General features: G+C 72.3%; 23 protein-coding genes. 10 read left to right on the top strand and 13 right to left on the bottom strand.

What is annotated here, in order from left to right:
- Nucleotides 1–64 precede the first annotated feature (64 nt).
- Nucleotides 65–517: a MarR family winged helix-turn-helix transcriptional regulator gene (locus DRB96_RS27435; protein ID WP_343234599.1), complete on the top strand. Its 453-nt coding sequence runs from the start codon at nucleotides 65–67 to the stop codon at nucleotides 515–517.
- Between the two features lie 854 nt (nucleotides 518–1371).
- Complete coding sequence (locus tag DRB96_RS43230; protein ID WP_162688972.1) at nucleotides 1372–1464, top strand: helicase; 93 nt, start codon at nucleotides 1372–1374, stop codon at nucleotides 1462–1464.
- Between the two features lie 71 nt (nucleotides 1465–1535).
- On the opposite strand, the gene DRB96_RS27425 is transcribed toward DRB96_RS43230, so the two are convergent.
- The 6 genes from DRB96_RS27425 to DRB96_RS27400 form a co-directional block, all read right to left on the bottom strand.
- Nucleotides 1536–2120, bottom strand: coding sequence for a hypothetical protein (locus DRB96_RS27425; protein ID WP_162689096.1), 585 nt, complete (start codon nucleotides 2118–2120; stop codon nucleotides 1536–1538).
- 93 nt (nucleotides 2121–2213) lie between these two features.
- A complete protein-coding gene (mug, locus tag DRB96_RS27420; RefSeq protein ID WP_112453745.1) occupies nucleotides 2214–2798 on the bottom strand; it encodes a G/U mismatch-specific DNA glycosylase in 585 nt (194 codons plus the stop codon).
- Nucleotides 2795–4228 (bottom strand): adenylosuccinate lyase, encoded by a 1434-nt coding sequence (purB, locus tag DRB96_RS27415; RefSeq protein WP_112450869.1) that lies wholly within the window; start codon nucleotides 4226–4228, stop codon nucleotides 2795–2797. The genes mug and purB overlap by 4 nt, the downstream gene beginning before the upstream one ends.
- Nucleotides 4229–4337: 109 nt before the next feature.
- Nucleotides 4338–5129: an SGNH/GDSL hydrolase family protein gene (locus DRB96_RS27410; protein WP_112450868.1), complete on the bottom strand. Its 792-nt coding sequence runs from the start codon at nucleotides 5127–5129 to the stop codon at nucleotides 4338–4340.
- 74 nt (nucleotides 5130–5203) lie between these two features.
- On the bottom strand, nucleotides 5204–6223 hold the full coding sequence (locus DRB96_RS27405) for a hemolysin family protein (protein ID WP_112450867.1): 1020 nt from the start codon (nucleotides 6221–6223) through the stop codon (nucleotides 5204–5206).
- Nucleotides 6220–7560: a hemolysin family protein gene (locus tag DRB96_RS27400; protein ID WP_112450866.1), complete on the bottom strand. Its 1341-nt coding sequence runs from the start codon at nucleotides 7558–7560 to the stop codon at nucleotides 6220–6222. Before DRB96_RS27400 ends, DRB96_RS27405 begins: the two co-directional genes overlap by 4 nt.
- 209 nt (nucleotides 7561–7769) lie before the next feature.
- Here DRB96_RS27400 and DRB96_RS27395 point away from each other — a divergent pair, with 209 nt between their 5' ends.
- Complete coding sequence (locus tag DRB96_RS27395) at nucleotides 7770–8195, top strand: GNAT family N-acetyltransferase (protein ID WP_112450865.1); 426 nt, start codon at nucleotides 7770–7772, stop codon at nucleotides 8193–8195.
- Nucleotides 8196–8268: 73 nt separating this feature from the next.
- Here DRB96_RS27395 and bioD read toward each other — a convergent pair whose 3' ends face one another.
- The 3 genes from bioD to bioB are packed head-to-tail and all read right to left on the bottom strand — an operon-like array spanning nucleotide 8269 to nucleotide 11558.
- On the bottom strand, nucleotides 8269–9006 hold the full coding sequence (gene bioD, locus DRB96_RS27390; protein ID WP_112450864.1) for a dethiobiotin synthase: 738 nt from the start codon (nucleotides 9004–9006) through the stop codon (nucleotides 8269–8271).
- Nucleotide 9007: 1 nt separating this feature from the next.
- Complete coding sequence (locus DRB96_RS27385; RefSeq protein WP_112450863.1) at nucleotides 9008–10330, bottom strand: adenosylmethionine--8-amino-7-oxononanoate transaminase; 1323 nt, start codon at nucleotides 10328–10330, stop codon at nucleotides 9008–9010.
- Nucleotides 10323–11558 (bottom strand): biotin synthase BioB, encoded by a 1236-nt coding sequence (gene bioB / locus DRB96_RS27380; protein ID WP_112450862.1) that lies wholly within the window; start codon nucleotides 11556–11558, stop codon nucleotides 10323–10325. Before bioB ends, DRB96_RS27385 begins: the two co-directional genes overlap by 8 nt.
- Before the next feature lie 154 nt (nucleotides 11559–11712).
- Between bioB and DRB96_RS27375 the strand changes: the two genes are divergently transcribed.
- Complete coding sequence (locus DRB96_RS27375) at nucleotides 11713–12885, top strand: 8-amino-7-oxononanoate synthase (RefSeq protein WP_112450861.1); 1173 nt, start codon at nucleotides 11713–11715, stop codon at nucleotides 12883–12885.
- 43 nt (nucleotides 12886–12928) lie between these two features.
- Here the strand turns inward: DRB96_RS27375 and DRB96_RS27370 are convergent, their stop codons facing one another.
- A complete protein-coding gene (locus DRB96_RS27370) occupies nucleotides 12929–13159 on the bottom strand; it encodes a DUF397 domain-containing protein (RefSeq protein ID WP_112450860.1) in 231 nt (76 codons plus the stop codon).
- 13 nt (nucleotides 13160–13172) lie between these two features.
- The gene (locus DRB96_RS27365) at nucleotides 13173–14057 is read right to left on the bottom strand and encodes a helix-turn-helix transcriptional regulator (RefSeq protein ID WP_112450859.1); all 885 of its coding nucleotides are present in this window, start codon (nucleotides 14055–14057) and stop codon (nucleotides 13173–13175) included.
- A 198-nt stretch (nucleotides 14058–14255) separates the two neighbouring features.
- On the opposite strand from DRB96_RS27365, the gene DRB96_RS27360 reads away from it, so the two are divergent.
- On the top strand, nucleotides 14256–14705 hold the full coding sequence (locus tag DRB96_RS27360) for an ATP-binding protein (protein ID WP_112450858.1): 450 nt from the start codon (nucleotides 14256–14258) through the stop codon (nucleotides 14703–14705).
- A gap of 77 nt (nucleotides 14706–14782) precedes the next feature.
- Here DRB96_RS27360 and DRB96_RS27355 read toward each other — a convergent pair whose 3' ends face one another.
- A complete protein-coding gene (locus tag DRB96_RS27355; protein ID WP_112450857.1) occupies nucleotides 14783–15172 on the bottom strand; it encodes a VOC family protein in 390 nt (129 codons plus the stop codon).
- Nucleotides 15173–15475: 303 nt separating this feature from the next.
- Here DRB96_RS27355 and DRB96_RS27350 point away from each other — a divergent pair, with 303 nt between their 5' ends.
- The 5 genes from DRB96_RS27350 to DRB96_RS27330 all read left to right on the top strand — a co-directional run bounded on the left by DRB96_RS27350 (nucleotide 15476) and on the right by DRB96_RS27330 (nucleotide 20342).
- On the top strand, nucleotides 15476–15778 hold the full coding sequence (locus DRB96_RS27350) for an urease subunit gamma (RefSeq protein WP_204357830.1): 303 nt from the start codon (nucleotides 15476–15478) through the stop codon (nucleotides 15776–15778).
- A gap of 14 nt (nucleotides 15779–15792) precedes the next feature.
- Nucleotides 15793–16104 (top strand): urease subunit beta, encoded by a 312-nt coding sequence (locus DRB96_RS27345; RefSeq protein WP_030711524.1) that lies wholly within the window; start codon nucleotides 15793–15795, stop codon nucleotides 16102–16104.
- Nucleotides 16097–17818: an urease subunit alpha gene (locus tag DRB96_RS27340; protein ID WP_112450855.1), complete on the top strand. Its 1722-nt coding sequence runs from the start codon at nucleotides 16097–16099 to the stop codon at nucleotides 17816–17818. The genes DRB96_RS27345 and DRB96_RS27340 overlap by 8 nt, the downstream gene beginning before the upstream one ends.
- A gap of 107 nt (nucleotides 17819–17925) precedes the next feature.
- Nucleotides 17926–18600, top strand: a complete 675-nt coding sequence (locus DRB96_RS27335; protein ID WP_112450854.1) for an urease accessory UreF family protein — start codon at nucleotides 17926–17928, stop codon at nucleotides 18598–18600.
- A gap of 572 nt (nucleotides 18601–19172) precedes the next feature.
- Nucleotides 19173–20342: a hypothetical protein gene (locus tag DRB96_RS27330; protein ID WP_112450853.1), complete on the top strand. Its 1170-nt coding sequence runs from the start codon at nucleotides 19173–19175 to the stop codon at nucleotides 20340–20342.
- Between the two features lie 133 nt (nucleotides 20343–20475).
- Here DRB96_RS27330 and hflX read toward each other — a convergent pair whose 3' ends face one another.
- Nucleotides 20476–21984, bottom strand: coding sequence for a GTPase HflX (hflX, locus tag DRB96_RS27325; RefSeq protein ID WP_112450852.1), 1509 nt, complete (start codon nucleotides 21982–21984; stop codon nucleotides 20476–20478).
- Nucleotides 21985–22054: the final 70 nt, after the last annotated feature.

Below are 22054 nucleotides of genomic sequence, written 5' to 3'. Positions count from 1 at the left end.
CGTATCGTTCTTCACTAGGAAGTATATTCCTAGGAATGTCATTCCCGCGAATCTGGAGCAGAGCGTGACCGACCTCCCACAGGTGTTCATGGACCTCGTCCGCTACGAGACCAGGCTCTACAACGCGCTGGGCGAACGCCTGCGCACCGAACACGGCCTGACGATGGGCCAGTACGAGTTCCTGCGCATCATCGACAGCCAGGACGACTGCCGGGTCAACGACCTGGCCGAAGAGGCCGCCATCACCGTCGGGGCCACCAGCAAGGGCGTGGACCGCCTGGAAGCCGCCGGCTGGGTGATCCGGCGGCCCAACCCCAGCAACCGCCGCTCGTCGCTGCTGGAGCTGACCCCCGAAGGCGGCAAGCTGCTGGCCGCCGCCACACCCACCTTCCAGGGCGGACTACGCTCCTGGCTCGCCGCACCGCTGACAACCCACGCACTGGAGGAACTGGCCTCCACCATCGCCCTGCTCCGCACCACGCTGCAGGACGCCTCCACAGGCACACTTGGCGGCTAGTGCTGTGGCCGGGAAGGTTTGCCGGGTCGCGGTGTTCGGTGCGGTGCCTCTCCCCCAGCTACCGCCGGGAGGGGCCCCCGGGCGGAGGGCCGCGGCTCGTACTGGACGTACCGCCGTGGTCCGACAACGCGGCGAGGTGCCGTGCCGGGCGCCGCGACCCGGCGGACCTTCCCGGTCGGAGCACTAGGAACACGCGCGAACCCCACCCGCTCCAAAGCCCGGCCGAGCCCCATGGGAACCACGTGCCGGACGGCCGACCGCGCGAACAACTCAACGGACATCCGGCACAGGCAGAAGCCGCCTCAAGGCGCCGTACCGCCATACCGGGAGCCCGTACCCGCCCGGCCGGTGGCTCCCCGACCAGCACCGCACCTTCCGCACCGGGCTGAGCGGGGAACACCCGGGCGGGCCGGAAGAGCTGGGGATCGTGCGGGACACCGCCGACGCCGCCTGCACCGAGAACCTCGCCGCCGCGCGGGCCTCCTACGACCTCCACGGAACACCGGCCACCCCGCGGCATGCCACCGCCCGAAGGCGCCCGCCTCAGAGCGACCGTCCCCAGGGTGCCCCGGCACGGAGAGGACATCGGTCGCTGGCTCGCCACCCAACGCCGGAACTCGGCCGGCTCGGCTACGAGCAGCGCGAACGGCTCGGGAAGCTCGGCGTGAAGGAGGCCGTACGGCCCCGCAAGACCATCGCGAAGACGCCTGCGACCACCACGTCAGGGCGGGGTGCAGCGGCTTTCCAGACAGGAGTTGAGGCCCTGGCGCGGTACGTGGAGCGGGAGGGCGGGGGGCCTGCCGGGGCGCGGGCACGTCGAGCTGCTCCCCGCTGGCGGTGAGCACCGGACGGGGGTGTGGATCGTCAACCAGAATCAGCGCCGCGGTCGGCTCACCCCCGAGCAGCTCGCCCAGATCGCCGAGCTCGGCGTCCACTGGGCGCGGTAGCGGGGGGTGGCTGTGTCCGGCAGGCTGGCGTACGAGGCCGGGCAGTTCCGCGCCGCGGCTGCGGGGCCCGCTCAGGTGCGGACGACGCGGCGGGCGCGGAGGGTGGTGTGCAGCGCCCAGACGGTCAGGAGTGCGCAGGTAACAGCGGCGGCGATCCGTACGGTGCTCCAGGTGTCGATGGCGACTGCGCCGTCGAGTTCCCGGCTGCCGGGAAGGCGCACGGTCATGTCGACGATCGCGATCAGCGGGACCAGCAGCCGGAAGGCCAGTCCGCTGAGGTGGGGGCGGCGGGCCAGGGTGCCGGCCCAGCCCAGTAGCGGGCCGAAGGTGACGGCCGCTACCCACCACGCCACCGCCTTCGACAGGAAACCGGCCCAGTCGATCGGCAAGGGGTCCGGCTGCTCGTAGTAGCCCACCGTCATGTCGAAGGCCCGGAACTCGCCCTGCGCCATCTTCACCAGGTAGTACGCCGTCACCGCCACCGTCAACGCAGCCGGCGCCAGCCACACTGCCCGCCGCCACGACCGGCACACCCACCCGACGGCGAAGGCGAACGCCGCCCAGGACCACCCCGCCCTCGCCAGCAAGTGCACCACCTGCCCGAGCGCCCCGCCGGCCACCTCCCGCCCGCCGTCCGGCCTCGGCCGCGTCAGCACCGGACCCAAAACCCCCAACACAGCCCCTACCAGCAGAAACACCGGAACCAGCAGACGCGCACGCGCCACAGTCATATCCATAGCCGAAGATCATCAGCCACACCCCATCCACCACCCCCCCTTTCCGAGCTGGGGGAGATCGGGGGACTCGGCGGCCGCTCGGAGGCGGGCGTACTCGTGGGACATGGACTCGGCGGTCCAGTGGGCGTTGAGGCCGCTGGGGTTGGGCAGGGCCCAGACACGAGTGGCTCCGATGGTGCGGTCCTGGGGGCCGATCCGGGCCTTCCGCTCTCCGAACGCCGTGCGATAGGCGGTCACTCCGACCACGGCCAGCCACTGGGGGCGCAGGAGTTCGACCTTGGCGGTCAAGATGCGGCCGCCCTCGCGGATCTCCTCGGCGCTCAGCTCGTCGGCGCGGGCGGTGGCCCGGGCCACGACGTTGGTGATGCCGAGGCGGTAGCTCAGCAGCTCCTCCTGCTCCGCCGGGGCCAGGCGGCGCGGGGTGAAGCCGGACAGGTGCAGGACCGGCCAGAAGCGGTTGCCGGGACGGGCGAAGTGGTGGCCCGTGGCGGCGGAGAGGAGGCCCGGGTTGATCCCGCAGAAGAGGACGCGCAGACCGCCCGCGACCACGTCCGGGAGGACGCGGTCACGGGCGGCGTTCAGCTCTTCGGGGGTCAGAGGATCGACCCGGGGGTGTAGGCCGCGGCCTCCGGGTGCTCCTTGGTGATCTGCTCGATGCGCGCGACCACCACGGCGACCTGGTCGCCGGCAGCGCCGGTGAAGGACAGCTTGTCGGCCATCAGGGCGTCGAGCTGGGCCCGGTCCAGCGGCATCCGCTCGTCGGCGGCCAGCTTGTCGAGCAGCTCGTTGCGCTCGGCACCCTGCTCGCGCATGGCGAGGGCGGAGGCCACCGCGTGCTCCTTGATGACCTCGTGGGCGGCCTCGCGGCCCACCCCGGCGCGCACCGCGCCCATGAGGACCTTGGTGGTGGCGAGGAAGGGGAGGTAGCGGTCCAGCTCGCGGGCCACGACGGCCGGGAAGGCGCCGAACTCGTCGAGGACGGTCAGGAAGGTCTCCATCAGGCCGTCGAGCGCGAAGAAGGCGTCGGGCAGCGCGACCCGGCGGACCACGGAGCAGGAGACGTCGCCCTCGTTCCACTGGTCGCCGGCCAGCTCGCCGGTCATCGACGCGTAGCCGCGCAGGATGACCATCAGGCCGTTCACGCGCTCGCAGGAGCGGGTGTTCATCTTGTGCGGCATCGCGGAGGAGCCGACCTGGCCGGGCTTGAAGCCCTCGGTGACCAGTTCGTGGCCGGCCATCAGGCGGATGGTCTTCGCGATCGAGGACGGGGCGGCCGCCAGCTGCACCAGGGCGGTGACCACGTCGTAGTCGAGCGAGCGCGGGTAGACCTGGCCGACGGAGGTGAAGGCCTGGCCGAAGCCGAGGTGGGAGGCGATCCGCTGTTCGAGGTCGGCCAGCTTGGAGGCGTCTCCGCCCAGCAGGTCGAGCATGTCCTGCGCGGTGCCGACGGGGCCCTTGATGCCGCGCAGCGGGTAGCGGCCCAGCAGGTCCTCCAGGCGCCCGTAGGCGACCAGCAGCTCATCGGCCGCCGTGGCGAAGCGCTTGCCCAGGGTCGTCGCCTGCGCGGCGACGTTGTGGGAGCGGCCGGCCATGACCAGCTCGGCGTGCTCGCCGGCCAGCTTGCCCAGGCGGGCGAGGACGGCGACCGTACGGTCGCGGGCCAGCTCCAGCGAGAGCCGGATCTGGAGCTGCTCGACGTTCTCGGTGAGGTCGCGCGAGGTCATGCCCTTGTGGACGTGCTCGTGGCCGGCGAGGGCGTTGAACTCCTCGATACGGGCCTTCACGTCGTGCCGGGTGACCTTCTCGCGCTCCGAGATGGAGGCGAGGTCGACGGTCTCCAGGACACGCTCGTAGTCGGCGAGGGCCTCGTCCGGGACCTCGATACCGAGGTCCTTCTGGGCGCGGAGCACGGCGAGCCACAGCCGCCGCTCCAGCGTCACCTTGTACTCGGGGGACCACAGGACGGCGAGCTCCGCGGAGGCGTAGCGGCCGGCCAGGACATTGGGGATGCGGGGCTTGGCAGTCACGTGGATGGATTCTACTTGGACCGCCGCTGTGCGTTTACGCAGGTAGGGGCCCCACCCGGGATTGTGGGTTGCTACGAGAACCGGCGAGGGGAAGACGGGCCCCGCGGGCCTACGGCAGCCGCTCGCCGGCCGGAGCCCCGTGGGGCGCCAGGTCCGGGCGCTTGGCCGGGCGGCCGTCCCCGCTCGAGCGGCCCGTCAGGCGGCGGCCGACCCAAGGGAGCAGGTGGCGGCGCGCGAAGCTGAGGTCCTGTGCCCGGCGCGCGGCCCAGCCCGGCGGGACGGCCGCGGAGAGCTCCGCGCGCCAGTCCTCCTCGGGAGGCAGGCCCAGGGCCTGCCAGACCGCCTCCGCGACCCTGCGGTGGCCCTCGGCCGTCAGGTGCAGCCGGTCCACGTCCCACATCCGGGGATCGCCGAGCACGCGGGCCCCGTACAGGTCGACCACGACGGCTCCGTGCCGCGCGGCGAGCTCCTCGACGATGACGAAGAGCTCCTCCATGCGCGGACGGAAACGTTCCATCACCGGCCCGTCGCGCCCCGGGGAGCGCATCAGCACCAGCGTCCCGCACGAGGGCGCCAGCAGACCGACGGCCTCCTCGAGGTGCGCGCGGACCCGGCCCATGTCGACCTTGGGCCGCAGGGTGTCGTTCAGCCCGCCGACCAAGGCCACCACGTCCGCGCCCATGGCCGCGGCCACCGGCGCCTGCTCCTCGGCGATCTGCCCGATGAGCTTGCCGCGGACCGCGAGGTTCGCGTAGCGGAAGCCGGGCTCGCGCGCGGCCAGGCGGTCGGCGAGCAGATCGGCCCAGCCCCGGTAGGAGCCGTCGGGGAGCAGGTCCGACATGCCCTCGGTGAAGGAGTCGCCGACCGCGACGAAACTGGTGTAAGACGCATTCATCTCCATGGCGGGAGCGATGCTACCGCGCGGTACTCCGGTCCCGCAGGCGGGGCCGGGGCACCGGCGGGGCCGGAGTCGCGCTACGCGGCGGCGGGCCTGCCGAACAGCTCCCGCAGCACGTCCTCCATCGTGACCAGGCCCGTCATCGCACCGTCGGGCCCGAGTACCGCCGCCAGGTGCGTACGGCTGCGCCGCATCGCGGTCAGCACGTCGTCCAGCGGGGTCTCCGCCCGCACCTGGGCGATCGGCCGCAGCGCGGAGACCGGGAAGGGATCGTCCCGCTCCGCTACGCCCAGGGCGTCCTTGACGTGCAGGTATCCCAGGATCTGGTGCTGTGCGTCGATCATCGGGAAACGGGAGTACCCCGATTCCGCGGACAGCTGCTCCAGCCCGGCCGGCGTGATGCCCTCCCGGGCCGGGACGACCCGGTCCGCCGCCAGCACCACATCGGTCACCGGCCGCCGCCCCAGCTCCAGGGCGTCGTGCAGCCGCTCCCTCGCCCGGCCGTCGATGAGCCCCGCGTCACTGGAGTCCTTGACGATGCGGGCCAGCTCGTCGTCCGAGAAGCTCGCCGCGACCTCGTCCTTGACCTCGACCCGCAGCAGGCGCAGCAGGGCGTTGGCGAAGGCGTTGATCGCGAAGATCACCGGCCGCAGCCCCCGGGTCAGGGCCACCAGCGGCGGGCCCAGCAGCAGGGCGGTCCGCACCGGTTCGGCCAGCGCCACGTTCTTCGGCAGCATCTCGCCGAAGAGCATGTGCAGGTACGTGGCCAGGGCCAGCGCCACCACGAAGGAGATCGCGTGCGTCAGCCCGGCCGGCACCCCGAAGAAGTCGAACGCGGGGGTCAGCAGGTGCGCGATGGCCGGCTCGGCCACCACGCCCAGCACCAGGGTGCACAGGGTGATGCCCAGCTGGGCCGCCGCCATCAGGGCCGACACGTGCTCCAGACCCCACAGGACGGCGCGCGCCCTGCGGTCGCCCTGCTCGGCGTAGGGCTCGATCTGGCTGCGCCGGACCGAGATCAGCGCGAACTCCGCGCCGACGAAGAAGGCGTTGACGACCAGGGTCGCCAGGCCGATCAGCAACTGGACGGCGATCATCGGGTCTCCTCCGTACCGGGGCCGCCGGCGGGCCCGGCGGGCACGTGCAGCAGCACCCGCGCGGCCCGCCGCCCGCTCGCGTCCACCACGTCCAGGCGCCAGCCGTCCAGCTCCAGGCTGTCGCCGACCACCGGGATCCGCCCCAGTTCGGTCGCCATCAGTCCGGCCAGGGTTTCGTACGGGCCGTCCGGCACGCGCAGCCCGATCCGCTGGAGCTGGTCGGTGCGGGCCGAGCCGTCCGCGGAGTAGAGCGCGCGCCCGGCGTCGTCCTCCCCGGCGGGGGCCAGGTCGGGGGTCTCGTGCGGGTCGTGCTCGTCGCGGACCTCGCCGACGACCTCCTCGACGATGTCCTCGAGGGTGGCCACGCCGGCCGTGCCGCCGTACTCGTCGATGACGACGGCCATCGTCTGCTTGCCGGACAGCCGGTCCAGCAGCCGGTCCACGGTCAGCGACTCCGGTACGAGGAGCGGTTCGCGCAGCAGCTGCGAGACCGGGTGGCGGTGGCGCTCCTCGGCGGGCAGCGCCAGTACGTCCTTGATGTGGACGGTGCCGACGACGGTGTCGAGGCTGCCCCGGTAGACGGGGAAGCGGGAGAGGCCGGTGGCGAGCGTCGCGTTCGCCACGTCCTCGGCGGTGGTCTGCACGTCGAGGGCGGTGACCTGGACGCGCGGGGTCATGACGTTCTCCGCGGTCAGGTCGGCGAGGTTCAAGGTCCGCACGAACAGCTCGGCGGTGTCCTTCTCCAGGGAGCCCGCCCGCGCGGAGTGGCGGGCCAGGGCCACCAGCTCCTGCGCGGTGCGCGCCGAGGCGAGCTCCTCCGCCGGCTCCATGCCGAACCGGCGGACCATGTGGTTCGCCGTGGTGTTCAGATGGCTGATCAGGGGCTTGAAGGCGCGGCTGAAGACGCGCTGCGTGGTGGCGACGCGCTTGGCCACGGCCAGCGGCGAGGAGATCGCCCAGTTCTTGGGCACCAGCTCGCCCACGACCATCAGGACGACGGTCGACAGGACGGTGCCGAGGATCAGGGCGGTGGAGGACGCGGCGCCGGCGGACAGCCCCATCGCCTCGAAGGGGCCCTTGAGCAGGGCGGCGATCGAGGGCTTGGAGATCATGCCGATGACCAGGCCGGTCACGGTGATGCCCAGCTGGGCGCCGGAGAGCTGGAAGGTCAGGCTGCGGACGGCGGCCAGGGCGCTGTCGGCCCCGCGCTCACCGCGCTCCACGGCCCGCTCGAGCTCGCTGCGCTCGATGGTGGTCAGCGAGAACTCGGCCGCGACGAAGACTCCGCAGGCAAGGCAGAGCAGCAGGGCCACGACGAGCAGGAGCACTTCGGTCATCGGTCGTTCACCTCCGTCCCATGATCGGCCAGGAGGAGGGGTGCCGCGCGATGTCGCGAACGGGAAATAAGGGGACTGGGAGGCTCGCCCATGGGCGGACGCTCACACCTTTCGTTTCAAAGAGGAACCGTTGGCTACAGGGTAAAGGAAGAGCAAAGGGATCGGATCATTCTTTTGGCGGAGCGCACCGTGCGTGATGGGATCCCCGTATGAATGATCTTCGCATCGAGCCCGCTGCTGCGGCCGATCTCGCCGCCGTCCTCGACTTCTGGAAGTCCGCCGCCGAGGGCACGAGTATCAGCGACGACCTCGACGGCGTCGAGCGCCTCCACGCCCGCGACCCGCAGGCGCTGCTGCTAGCCCGCCGCGAGGGCGAGCTCGTGGGCACGGTCATCGCAGGGTTCGACGGCTGGCGGTGCCACCTGTACCGGCTCGCGGTGCACCCGGACCACCGCCGCCAGGGGATCGGATCCGCTCTGCTGGCCGCCGCGGAGGAGCGGTTCAGGGCGCTCGGCGGGCGGCGGGCCGACGCGATGGTGCTCAACCGGAACGACCGGGGGCAGCGGGCGTGGGAGGCCGCCGGCTATCACCCCGAGGACCACTGGACGCGCTGGGTCAAGCCGCTGGACGGGTGACCCGGCGCGCCGGCCAGGCCGCATGCCGGGCCCGACCGTCACGCCGGCCCGGACATCACGCACGGCCCTGCCGTCACGTCGGCCAGGCGGCCAGGAACGAGTCGGCCGACCAGCCGCCCGCCAGGACCGGGGCCAGCCAGGAGGGGGCCGCCGCCCGGAAGGCGGCCGGATCCCACGAGGCCGCGCCCGAGGGGATCGCGCCGAGGAGGGGCAGGCCGGAGACCGACGGGAGGTCGGCCAGGTTGCAGCGGGCCGCCAGCCCGGGCTCCGCGGGCCAGCTGCCGATCACCACGCCGAGGGCGTCGAGGTCCCGGGCCCGGAGGGCTTCCGCGGTGAGCGCGGTGGAGTTCAGCGTGCCCAGACCCGCCTGGGCCACGACCAGCGTCGGGGCGCCGAGCAGCCGGGCCGCGTCGGCCAGGGTGTGGCCCTCCTCGTCGAAGCGGACCAGGAGGCCGCCCGCGCCCTCGACCAGGACCAGGTCGTGGGAGAGGGCCAGGCGGCGCGCGGCTTCCGCGATCCGGGCGGGGGAGAGCGTCGGGAGGCCCGAGCGGCGGGCCGCGGTGTCGGGGGCCAGCGGCTCCGGGTAGCGGGCCAGTTCCACCGCGGTGACGGCGGAGCCGGCCAGCCGCACGGCCTCCGCGGCGTCCCCGGCCTCGTCCGGACCGACCCCGGTCTGGGCGGGCTTGAGGACGGCCACCGAGCGGCCGGCGGCGAGCGCGGCCGCCGCGATCGCCGAGGTGACGACCGTCTTGCCGATCTCCGTGCCCGTCCCCGAGACCACGATCACGGAGGTGTCGGAGGTGTCGGACATGTCAGCCCTCCTTCGCGGCCGCGAGCACGCCGCGGCAGATGCGGGCCACGTCGGCGTCGCCGGTGACGAACGGCGGCATCGTGTAGATCAGGTCCCGGAACGGGCGCAGCCAGACGCCCTCCCGCACCGCCGCCCGGGTGGCGCTCGACATGTCGACTTCGTGGTCGAGCTGGACCACGCCGATCGCGCCGAGCACGCGTACGTCCTTGACCCCGGGCAGGGCGGCCGCCGGGGCCAGGCCCTCGAGGAGGCCCGCCTCGATGCGCTTGACCTCGCGCCGCCAGTCCTGGCCGAGGAGCAGGTCGATCGAGGCCAGGGCCACCGAGGTGGCGAGCGGGTTGCCCATGAAGGTCGGCCCGTGGGCCAGGACGGGGACGTCGCCCCGGGAGATGCCGTCCGCCACCCGCGGCGTGCAGAGCGTCGCGGCGAGGGTCAGGTAGCCGCCGGTCAGCGATTTGCCCAGGCACATCACGTCCGGGGTGATCCCGGCGTGGTCCGCCGCGAACAGCGCGCCCGTGCGGCCGAAGCCCGTGGCGATCTCGTCCAGGATCAGCAGGACGTCGAACTCGTCGCACAGCTCGCGCAGGACGCGCAGGTGGCCCGGGTTGTGGAAGCGCATGCCCCCCGCGCCCTGGACCACCGGTTCCACGATGACCGCCGCCAGTTCGTCCGCGTGCGCCTCGACGAGGGAGCGCAGGTGGGCGACGTAGGCCGGGTCGACCGGTGCGTCGAACCCGCTCGGCGGGGCGTCCGCGAAGAGCTGGCGCGGCAGGATGCCCGACCACAGCTCGTGCATGCCGCCCTCGGGGTCGCAGACGGCCATCGGCTGCCAGGTGTCCCCGTGGTAGCCGCCGCGCCAGGTGAGGAGGCGGGTCTTGGCGGGCCGGCCCACCGAACGCCAGTACTGGAGGCACATCTTCACCGCGACCTCGACCGAGACCGAGCCCGAGTCGGCGAGGAAGACGTGCTCCAGGCCGGCCGGGGTGATCTCGACGAGCTTCGCGGCCAGCCGGACGGCGGGCTCGTGCGTGAGCCCGCCGAACATGACGTGCGCCATGCGGCCGAGCTGGCCGGTCACCGCCTCGTTCAGGGCGGGGTGGTTGTACCCGTGGATCGCCGACCACCAGGAGGACATGCCGTCGACCAGCTCGTCCTGTCCCTGGGAGGGCTCGGCGAGCCGCAGCCGGACGCCCGCCGCGGACGCGATGACCAGGGGCTCCTGGCGCCCGGGCATCGGTCCGTAGGGGTGCCAGACGTGCTGCCGGTCCAGCGCGAGCAGTTCGGCGGCCGGCAGCGCGTCGGGCGAGTGGTGCTGATCAGGCATTGGGAGCGAGGTCCGTTCCCGCGCCGCGGCGGCGTACGGCCACCAGTCCGGTCCGGACCTCGCCCGCCTCCGCCTGGGCCGGTACGGGGGCCTCGTGCCCGGCGTGCCCCGAGCAGCCGCCGCAGGCAGAGCCGCAGCCGGCCCCGTCCGCCGGGGCGGAGGAGCCGCAGACCGAGGCGCCGGAGCCCTGCGAGCCGCAGCCCCCGGCGGGCTCGGCGACGTCGGAGCGGTGCGCGGGAAGGGTCGACGTACCGGCGCCCTCCACCTCGAAACCGGCGTCCGCGATCATGTCGAGGTCGGCCTGCCCGGCCTGGCCCTCACTGGTCAGGTAGTCGCCCAGGAAGATGGAGTTGACCAGGTGCAGGGCGAGGGGCTGCATGGTGCGCAGGTGCACCTCGCGCCCGCCCGCGAGGCGGACCTCGACGTCGGGGCAGACGAAGCGGACCATCGCGAGGATGCGCAGGGCGCGCTGCGGGGTGAGGTTCCACTCCTTGGCCAGCGGGGTGCCCTCGAAGGGGATCAGGAAGTTGACGGGCACCGAGTCGGGGTCCAGCTCGCGCAGCGAGTAGACGACGTCGACGAGGTCCTCGTCGCTCTCGCCCATGCCCGCGATCAGACCCGAGCAGGCCGACAGGCCGGCGGCGTGCGCCTTCTGCACCGTGTCGACCCGGTCCGCGTAGGTGTGCGTCTTGGTGATCGCGCCGTACGTGGCCTCGGAGGTGTTGAGGTTGTGGTTGTAGGCGTCCGCGCCGGCGTCCTTCAGGCGCTCCGCCTGGCCGTCCGACAGCAGGCCGAGGCAGGCGCACACCTCGATGCCCTCGTTCTGCTCCTTGATGGCCTCGATGGTCTTGCCGACGCGGTCCACGTCCCGGTCCGTCGGACCGCGCCCGCTCGCCACCAGGCAGACCCGCTTGGCGCCGCCGGCCACACCGGCGGCCGCGGCCTGGGAGGCCTCCTCGGGCTTCAGCCACGTGTACTTGAGGATCTCGGCCTTCGAGCCCAGTCGCTGGGAGCAGTACGAGCAGTCCTCGGGACACAGTCCCGACTTCAGGTTGACCAGGTAGTTGAGCTTGACCCGACGCCCGAACCACTGGCGGCGCACCTTGCCGGCGGCGGCCACCACGTCGAGCAGTTCGTCGTCAGAGGTCGCCAGCACGGCGAGTGCCTCTTCGCGGGTCGGCAGCTCGCGCCGCAGCCCCTTGTCCACGAGGGTGTTCAGCAGGTCCATGACGCCGATCCTGGACCACGTGACCACTCCCGGCCAAGGAGGGATCGAACAACATGGCCGGAACGGAGTGTGTGTATCGCCACACCTGGCACTCGAGTCACGGCGGCTAGGGTCGGGCAGGTCTGTGGACTGCCGACAAACGCGAGGACCGCCGATGCCCCAGAACACCCCCGCCCCCGCGGACGTCTTCTCCTGGATCGACGACGCCGAGCGGGCCCGGGAACACGCCGGACTCGTCCGGACGCTGCGCCCCCGCCCGGCCTCCTCGCCGCTCCTGGATCTCGCGAGCAACGACTACCTGGGGCTGTCCCGGCACCCCGAGGTGGTCGGGGGCGCCCGCGAGGCGGCCGAGCGCTGGGGCGCGGGGGCCACCGGGTCGCGGCTGGTCACCGGGACGACCGAGCTGCACGCGGAGCTGGAGCGAGAGCTCGCCGCCTTCTGCGGGTTCGAGGCCGCGCTGGTGCTCTCCTCCGGATACGCGGCCAACCTCGCCGCCGTCACCGCGCTCAGCGACCGGGGCACCCTCGTCGTCTCCGACGCGGGCAACCACGCCTCGATCGTGGACGGCTGCCGCCTCTCGCGCGCCGAGACCGCGGTCGTGCCGCACTCCGACCCCGACACCGCGGCCAAGACGCTCGCCGCCCACGAGGGCCGGGCGCTGCTGGTCACCGACTCGGTGTTCTCGGTCGACGGGGACGCCGCCCCGCTCGCCGCCCACGCGGAGGCCTGCCGGGCCGCGGGCGCGGCCCTGCTCGTGGACGACGCGCACGGGCTCGGCGTCCTCGGCGAGGGCGGCCGCGGGGCGCTGCACGCGGCCGGGCTCGCGGGCGCGCCCGGGGTGGTCGCGACCATGACCCTCTCGAAGTCCCTGGGCAGCCAGGGCGGGGCCGTGCTCGGCCCGGCCAAGGTGATCCGGCACCTCGTCAACACGGCCCGGACCTTCATCTTCGACACGGGGCTCGCCCCGGCCTCGACGGGCGCCGCGCTGGCCGCCCTGCGCCTGCTCGGGCGGGAGCCGGAGCGCGCGGACCGCGCCCGCCGGGTGGCCGCCGACCTGTACGGGCGGCTCACCGCGTCCGGCCTGACCGCGGCCCGGCCGGACGCGGCCGTGGTGTCGGTGCGGGCCCCGTCGGCTTCGGCGGCACTGCGCTGGGCCGCCGACTGCCGCGAGGCGGGTCTGTCCGTGGGGTGCTTCCGGCCGCCGTCGGTACCGGACGGCATTTCCCGGCTGCGGCTGACCGCGCGGGCTGATCTCACGGGGGACGAGATCAGCCGTGCCGTGGAGACGATCCTGGGGACCGCTCCGGCCGGAGCCACGGAGCTCTAGGCGGAGCCGCGGGAGCGGGTGCGCCCGTACGTCCGCCCGGGGTTCAAGGTGCCTGGCTCCCCACGTCGGCTCGCACGGAGACGAGGAAGCCTTCCCAGGCCGGCCCGGTGAAGAGCACGGCCGGGCCGTCCGACCGTTTGGAATCGCGGACGGCCAGCAGGCCGCCCCCGAGGACGGCCGTTTCCACACAGTTGTTCATTCCGGTACTGCGGCTGCTCCGCAGCCACCGCGCGCTGTTCAGAAGTCCGCCGGTGGATAAGGGGGTTGCGGACACGGGGGGTGCCTCCTTACGCGTCGTCAGCGAGGGCGCTGATCAGATCCGACGAGTCGCGGGGCGGGAGGGCGTGCGCCTGGATGGTGCGGAACGCGGCGCTGTACGCCTCAAGGTCTTCCTTCCGCTCCAGATAGAGGCTACTCGTCAAATGGTCGAGTACCACCACATCCAGATCGGCGATGTTCGGAAATGAGAAAATTACGAACGGTCCGGTCAGGCCGAGATGTCCCCCCACGCTGAACGGCAATACCTGCAACCGCACTTGGGGCAGCGCGGACACCTCCACGAGGTGCCGCAGCTGCTCCGCCATCACCCCCGGACCGCCGATCTTCCGCCGCAGCACCGCCTCGTCCAGCACGGCGCTCAGCTCCAGCGGCGGATCCGTCCGCAGCACGCACTGGCGCGCCAGCCGTACGTCGACCAGCGCGTCGACCTTGGGCTCCGGCAGCCCGCCCAGCGCGGCCCGGGTCACCGCCCGCGCGTACTCCGGGGTCTGCAACAGCCCCGGCACCACCGAGAGTTCCACCGTCCGGGCGGACCGGGCACCCGCCTCCAGGCTGATGAAGTCCCGGTACTCCTGCGGCAGCAGCCCCCGGTAGTCGTGCCACCACTCGCGCCCCCGCCCGGTGTCGTCCCCCGGGGCGGGACCCGCCGCGGAGGCCGAGAGCGCTTCCAGCAGCGCCCGCTGCTGCGGGCGCACGACGTCCCCGTAGGCGTCGAGCAGCAGCCGGATGTCCTCGACCTTGACGCCGCTGCGCCCCGTCTCGATGCGGCTGATCTTCGACTGGTGCCAGCCGACGAGCCGGGCCGCCTCACCGCTGGTGAGTCCGGACCGGTCGCGTAGGGAACGCAGTTCCTCGCCGAGCTTGCGTCGGCGCACCGCGGGACCGTGCTGCACATCCGCCTCCTTTCACCCCGGCACAGGTCGCACCAGTCTGCCGTCCGAATACGCTCTTCCGTAGCAGAGTTCACCGCATTGAGCGACAGATATATGCATATCTTGGGGGATCGGCAGAAACGACGGGACGATGGGTGGCACTCTGGCGTCCAGCACAGATCCGGGGCGATTCGCCCCGGTGGGAAAGGGACCGTCGCCATGGCAGATCACCAGGAAGCATCCGTCACTCTGCCGAGCGATCCCGCCTCGGTCGCGGCCGCCCGGCGATACGTCGCGGAGGTGCTGGACGGGTGGGGGCTGACCGAGGGCACCGACGCGGCCGACAGCGTCCGGCTGATCGTCTCGGAACTCGCCACCAACGCCGTACAGCACACGTTCGGCCAGTCGCCCACCTTCACCGTGGACATCCGCCTGGAGCGCGAGGAATGGCTCCGCATCGGAGTCACCGACAGCCACCCGCGCTGGCCCAAACGCCTGCCGGCGGCCGTCCAGCAGGACAACGGCCGGGGCATGGTCATCATCCGCTGGCTCACGGCCGAGGCGGGCGGCCGGCTCTCGGTCAGCCCGACCGAGGACGGCGGCAAGACCGTGTGGATCGCCCTGCCCTGGGCGGCCGGGACTCCGGCGAGGACGACCACGGCCCTTTGAGGCCGGTCAGCCCGTAGCCCGTCAGTACCTCAGCCGGTCAGTCCCTCAGCCGGTCAGTCCCTCAGCCGGTCGGCCCGTCAGGCTCCGGCGCGCTCCGACACACTGCGCTCGATGCACAGTTCGTTGCCCTCGGGGTCGGTCAGCGTGACCCAGCCGGTGCCGTCCTCGCGGCGGTGGTCGCCCTCCACCTTCGCGCCGAGCCCGATGAGCCGCTCCACGTTCTCGTCCCGGGTGCCGGTCGTCGGCTGGATGTCCAAGTGGACCCGGTTCTTGACGGACTTGCCCTCCGGGACCTTGATGAAGAGCAGCCCCGGGACCCCCGGCTGCCCCGGCACGAGCAAGATCTCGGGGTCGTCCGCGAGGTCGTCCGGGTGGATCGGGAAGCCGGTGACGGCGGACCAGAACTGCGCCAGCGCGTAGGGCTCCCGCGCGTCGAAGGTGATGTGGTGGACGGGGTTCAGGAACATGCGGCTCCTCATCGGCGGCTCCGTATACGGAACCGGGCCGGGGCGCGCCCGGAGTTGAACCGGGTACCTCCCCGAAACGTGGGTTAACTCAGCGGAAAAGCGCGGCCCCTAGCGTGGCGGCCACGTTCCTTCCGCCAATGATCACCCATGAGCCGGTAAAGCGGTGGTGGTGGGGACGGCAAGCCTTTCTCTGCGTAGGGCAAGACTCGCTTGGCTCGGATACGTGCAGGTCAACAAAGTGTTGACGGACCGTAGGGTCGGCCCGCGCGATGTTGGCCATGTCCCGGAAGCTTGGTGATTGCTGTGCAGTTGACACCCCACGAGCAGGAACGACTGCTCATCCACGTGGCCGCCGACGTGGCCGGGAGACGCAGGGCGCGCGGCGTCCTGCTCAACCACCCCGAGGCGATCGCCCTGATCACCTGCCACATCCTCGAAGGCGCCCGCGACGGCCGGACCGTGGCCCAGCTCATGGCCTCCGGACGCACCGTGCTCTCCCGCGAGGAGGTCATGGAGGGGATACCCGAGATGATCCACGACGTCCAGGTCGAGGCGACCTTCCCGGACGGCACCAAGCTCGTCACCGTCCACGATCCGATCGTCTGAGAGCGGGTACCCCCATGATCCCCGGCGAAATCGCCTACGGGGACGGCCCGGTGCGCCTCAACGAGGGCCGGCCCGTCACCCGTCTCACCGTGCTCAACGCCGCCGACCGGCCCGTCCAGGTCGGCTCGCACTACCACTTCGCCGAGGCCAACCCCGGCCTCGACTTCGACCGGGCCGCCGCCCGCGGACTGCGGCTCGACATCGCCGCCGGCACCGCGGTCCGCTTCGAGCCGGGCATCCCGGTCGCGGTGGAACTCGTACCGCTCGGCGGGCTCCGCACCGTACCCGGACTGCGCGGGGAGACCGGAGGGCCGCTCGATGGCTGAGATATCGCGCCAGGTCTACGCCGACCTCTTCGGGCCGACCGCCGGTGACCGGATCCGGCTCGCCGACACCGACCTCTTCGTGGAGATCGAGCGGGACCTCGCCGGCGGCCCCGGCCGCGCCGGGGACGAGGCGGTCTTCGGCGGCGGCAAGGTCATCCGCGAGTCCATGGGCCAGGCCCGCACCACGCGCGCCGAGGGCGCCGCCGACACCGTCATCACCGGCGTGGTCGTCCTCGACCACTGGGGCATCGTCAAGGCCGACCTCGGCATCCGCGACGGCCGGATCTGCGGCATCGGCAAGGCCGGCAACCCCGACACCATGGACGGGGTGGATCCTGCGCTCGTCATCGGCCCCGAGACCGAGATCATCGCGGGCAATGGGAAGATCGTCACGGCCGGCGCCGTCGACGCGCACGTCCACTTCATCTCCCCGACGGTGATCGACGAGGCCCTCGCCTCCGGCGTCACCACCCTCGTCGGCGGCGGGACCGGACCCGCCGAGGGCACCAAGGCCACCACCGTCACCCCCGGACCCTGGCACCTGGCCCGGATGTTCGCCGCGCTGGAGGCCCACCCCGTCAACATCGGCCTGCTGGGCAAGGGCAACACCATGTCCCGCGAGGGCATGTACTCCCAACTGCGCGGCGGAGCACTCGGCTTCAAGCTGCACGAGGACTGGGGGTCCACCCCCGCCGTCATCGACGCCTGCCTCACCGTCTGCGAGGAGACCGGGGCCCAGGCCGCCATCCACACCGACACCCTCAACGAGGCCGGTTTCGTCGCGGACACCCTCGCCGCCATCGGCGGGCGGACCATCCACTCGTACCACACCGAGGGCGCGGGCGGCGGGCACGCCCCCGACATCATCACCGTGGTCTCCGAGCCGAACGTCCTGCCCAGCTCCACCAACCCGACCCGGCCGCACACCGTCAACACCGTCGAGGAGCACCTCGACATGCTGATGGTCTGCCACCACCTCAACCCCTCCGTGCCCGAGGACCTGGCCTTCGCCGAGTCCCGGATCCGGCCCTCCACCATCGCCGCCGAGGACGTCCTGCACGACCTCGGGGCCATCTCGATCATCTCTTCCGACGCCCAGGCCATGGGCCGCGTCGGCGAGGTGGTCCTGCGCACCTGGCAGACCGCCCACGTGATGAAGAAGCGGCGCGGGTTCCTGCCCGGGGACGGCCCCGCCGACAACCACCGGGTCCGCCGCTACGTCGCCAAGTACACGATCAACCCCGCCGTGGCCCAGGGCCTGGCCCGCGAGATCGGCTCGGTGGAGACCGGCAAACTCGCCGACCTGGTGCTGTGGAACCCCGCCTTCTTCGGCGTGAAGCCCGAACTCGTCATCAAGGGCGGCCAGATCGCCTACGCGCAGATGGGCGATGCCAACGCCTCGATCCCCACCCCGCAGCCGGTGCTGCCCCGCCCGATGTTCGGGGCGTACGGGCGCGCCCCCGGCCTGAACTCGGTCAACTTCACCGCCCAGGCGGCCCTCGACGACGGACTGCCCGAACGGCTCGAACTGGGCAAGGAGTTCGTCGCCATCGAGAGCACCCGCAAGGTGACCAAGGCGGACATGCGCAACAACGACGCCATGCCGAGGGTCGAGGTCGACGCCGACACCTTCACCGTCACCATCGACGGAGAAGTGGTCGAGCCGGCGCCGGCCACGGAACTTCCCATGGCCCAGCGCTACTTCCTCTTCTGATGACAGGGGTCTCTTCTGATGGGCAGGGTTCCGACGGCCAGGGTTCTGACGGCCAGGGTTCTGACGGCCAGGGTTCTGACGGGCAGGGTTGCGGCGGGCGCGGCCCGGTGAGTCTCGCCGCCCTCCTCGTCCTCGCCGACGGACGCTTCCCCGCCGGAGGCCACGCGCACTCCGGCGGGGCCGAAGCCGCCTGCCGGGCGGGCCGCATCCACGACGCCGCCACCCTCGAGGACTTCTGCCGCGGCCGACTGCACACCGCCGGCCTCGTCGCGGCCGCCCTCGCCGGAGCGGCCGCCCTCGGGCTCGACCCGGCGGCCCTCGACGAGGCCGCCGACGCCCGGACCCCGGTGCCGGCGCTGCGCGCCACCGCGCGCAGGCTCGGCCGGCAGCTGATGCGCGCGGCCCGGGCCACCTGGCCCGCCGCCGAACTCGACTCGCTGGCCAGGGCGTTCCCGCGCGGGGTGCACCAGCCCGTCGTGCTCGGGGTCACGGCCCGGGCGGCGGGGCTCGGGGCGCTCGAGGCCGCGCAGGTGGCCGCGTACGAGAGCGTGAGCGGGCCGGCCACCGCCACCGTACGGCTGCTCGGGCTGGACCCCTTCGAGGCGAGCGGGGTCCTGGCGCGGCTCGCCCCCGAGCTCGACTCCGTCGCGGCGCACGCCCGGCGGTGCGCCCAGCGGGCCCGACTGGAGGGGACTGGGGTCCTGCCCGCCGCCTCCTCGCCCCTGCTGGACATCGCGGCGCAGGCCCATGCCGACTGGCCGGTACGCCTCTTCGCCTCCTGAACCGCCTCCTGAACCGCCGTCCGAACCGCCTCCTGAACCGCTTCCTGAACCGCCTCCCGCACCCGCGGCCCGAGCCGCCGCCCCTGATCCGCCCCTTGCGAGAGACGAATGGTGGGTGGGTGTGTGTGGAGATGATTGGATGTGATGGTGAGAATGTAGATGCAGTTGTTGTCGAGCGCGTATAGGTACGGGGGTTTTGTTTGCAGAGAACCGCTCACGCCGCGACCTACCCGGAGTGGCTCGTCGGCCGCGGCAAGGGTGTATAAGGGACAGGCTTTGACGTGCGCCTCGGCCGCGGCCTGCCCGCTCGTCAAAGCCACGAGTGTCGCTCCTCCCGCACGGTTGCTCTTCCGGAGTGCGCCTCGAACACCAACGCTGCTCCCCCATCCCCCGTACGTACCAACGACGGTGACGACGACGGATCACGGGTGGCCCCAAGATCCTTGCCCCGCCCGGAGATCGGGCCCCCGCCGGGGGAACCGTCGCCCCGGGCTGTGCCGTCCCCCACGGCAGCGGCATAGTGGGGTGCTGCAACCCAGGCACCATCCCGAACCACCAGGGGGATTCACGACATGCGACCGATCCGACCGGTCACCGCGATCCTGTGCGCGGCCGCGCTCGCGCTGACCGCCGCGGCGTGCGGGCCCGGCGACGGTGAGACCGACGCGAAGCCGACCGTGGCGGCGAGCCTGCCCACCAGCCTGGACGGGGTGAAGATCCCGGACGCGCTCAAGGACAAGCTCAAGGAGCACGGCATCGACCTGGAGAAGTGGAAGGGAGGTGCGTGGAAGGACTGGAAGAAGGAGGACTGGCTCCGCGAGGCCGGCGACTACATCAACCCGATCATCGAGGACCTCTGGGACCCGGACCGGATGCGTGACGCCGACAAGACTCCGCAGCCTCCCGCCGTCGACCCCGACGCGGGCAAGGACCAGGGGGTCACCGACCCGGTCCCGGCTCCGGTGGCCGCCAAGCCCGTGAAGGCGCCGTACCACACCAGCGTCCCCGCCTCCGGCAAGGTCTTCTTCGACGGCCCCGAGGGCTCGATGGTCTGCTCGGCGACCGTGGTCAAGGACCCGGCGCACCCCGGCAAGTCCAACATGGTCTGGACGGCCGGCCACTGCGTGCACGCGGGCAAGTCCGGCGGCTGGTACCGCAACATCGCCTTCGTCCCGTCGTACAACGACGCGGGCAAGCCGGCGGCCGCGCTCAAGGGCGCGCCGCGCCAGGAGGTGGCCCCGTACGGCGTGTGGTGGAGCGATTGGGCGCAGACCTCCGACCAGTGGATCGCGACCGGCGGTCCGACCGGCGGCGCGGGTGCCCCGTACGACTTCGCGGTGCTGCACGTGACCCCCGAGAAGGGCGGTGCCAAGTCCCTGGAGGAGACGGTCGGTACGGCGCTTCCGGTGGAGTTCAACACCGCGGCCGCGCCCAAGATCGCGAGCATGACGGCCACCGGCTACCCGGCGGCTGCCCCGTTCGACGGTCAGAAGGCCTTCCAGTGCGCCGACAAGCCCGGCCGGCTGTCGCTGAACGCGTCCGACCCCGTGATGTACCGCATCGGCTGCACGATGACCGGCGGTTCCTCGGGCGGCGGCTGGGTCGCGGCGGGCGCCGACGGCAAGCCGGCGCTGGTGTCGAACACCTCGATCGGCCCCGCGAAGGCGGGCTGGCTGGCCGGACCCCGGCTGGGCCCTGAGGCCAAGGGCGTCTTCGACGCCGTGAGCGGCAAGTTCAAGTAGCACGCAGCGAGTAGCAGGTAGCAGGTAGCAGGTAGCAGGTAGCGCACGGTTCCGCGCACCCACCGCATGACCGAGGGCCCCCGCATCCGCGGGGGCCCTCGTCATGTGCGGTGCGGCCCGCAGGCCGGCCGCGTCAGTGCTTCGCGAGCACGTACGGAGCGAACTCCGCCGCCAGTACCGCGTGCACCCGCGCCTTGAGCAGGGTGCCCTCCGCCGTGTGCTCCTCGGAGATCACCTCGCCCTCGGCGTGCGCACGGGCGACCAGCGAGCCGCGCGTGTACGGCACCACGGCCTCGATCTCGATCGCCGGCCGCGGCAGCTCGGCGTCGATGAGCGCGAGGAGTTCCTCGATGCCCTGGCCGGTGCGCGCCGAGACGGCGATGGAGCGCCGCTCGATCCGCAGCAGCCGCTGGAGCACCAGCGGGTCGGCCGCGTCCGCCTTGTTGATCACCACGATCTCGGGCACCTTGACGGCGCCGACCTCGCGGATGACCTCGCGGACCGCCGCCAGCTGCTCCTCCGGAGCCGGGTGCGAGCCGTCCACGATGTGCAGGATGAGGTCGGAGTCGCCGACCTCCTCCATCGTGGAGCGGAACGCCTCGACGAGGTGGTGGGGCAGGTGCCGGACGAAGCCGACCGTGTCGGCCAGGGTGTAGACCCGGCCGGACGGCGTCTCGGCCCGGCGCACGGTCGGGTCGAGGGTGGCGAACAGCGAGTTCTCCACCAGTACGCCCGCGCCCGTGAGGCGGTTGAGCAGCGAGGACTTGCCGGCATTGGTGTATCCGGCGATGGCGACCGAGGGCACCTTGTTTCGGCGCCGTTCCTGCCGCTTGATGTCGCGGCCGGTCTTCATCTCCGCGATCTCCCGGCGCATCTTCGCCATCTTCTCGCGGATCCGGCGCCGGTCGGTCTCGATCTTGGTCTCACCGGGGCCGCGGGTGGCCATGCCGCCACCGCCGCCGCCACCCATCTGCCGGGACAGCGAGGCACCCCAGCCGCGCAGTCGCGGCAGCATGTACTGCATCTGCGCGAGCGCGACCTGCGCCTTGCCCTCTCGGGACTTGGCGTGCTGGGCGAAGATGTCGAGGATGAGCGCGGTCCGGTCGACCACCTTCACCTTGACGACGTCTTCGAGGGCGATGAGCTGGCCGGGGCTGAGCTCGCCGTCGCAGACGACGGTGTCGGCGCCGCTCTCCATGACGATGTCGCGCAGCTCTCGCGCCTTGCCGGACCCGATGAAGGTGGCCGGGTCGGGCTTGTCGCGGCGCTGGATCACGCCGTCGAGCACGAGCGCGCCCGCCGTCTCGGCGAGGGCGGCGAGCTCCGCGAGGGAGTTGTCCGCGTCCTGCGCCGTGCCGGAGGTCCACACGCCCACGAGTACGACCCGCTCCAGGCGGAGCTGGCGGTACTCGACCTCGGTGACGTCCTCGAGCTCGGTGGAGAGGCCGGCCACGCGGCGCAGGGCCGCGCGCTCGGAGCGCTCGTACTGGGCGCCGTCCCGTTCTCCGTCGATCTCGTGGCTCCAGGCGACGTCCTCTTCCATCAGGGCGTCGGCCCGAAGGCTCTCGGTGAAGCTCTGCGAGTCCGCCGCAGTCTCTGCGTCGTCCCGCGCGTCCTGGGAAGGGGAAGAAGAGGAGGTCATTGGATCCTTACGTCGTTTTCGAATGCGTCCGCGTCAGGCGAAGCGGAGCCAAGGCCAAAGCTACTCCCGC

Origin of the sequence: Streptomyces sp. ICC1 (assembly GCF_003287935.1) — a bacterium.
Classification (GTDB): Bacteria; Actinomycetota; Actinomycetes; order Streptomycetales; family Streptomycetaceae; genus Streptomyces; species Streptomyces tritrimontium.
The sequence above is the reverse complement of the archived record's forward strand: the minus strand, read 5'-3'. Positions and strand labels throughout refer to the sequence as shown.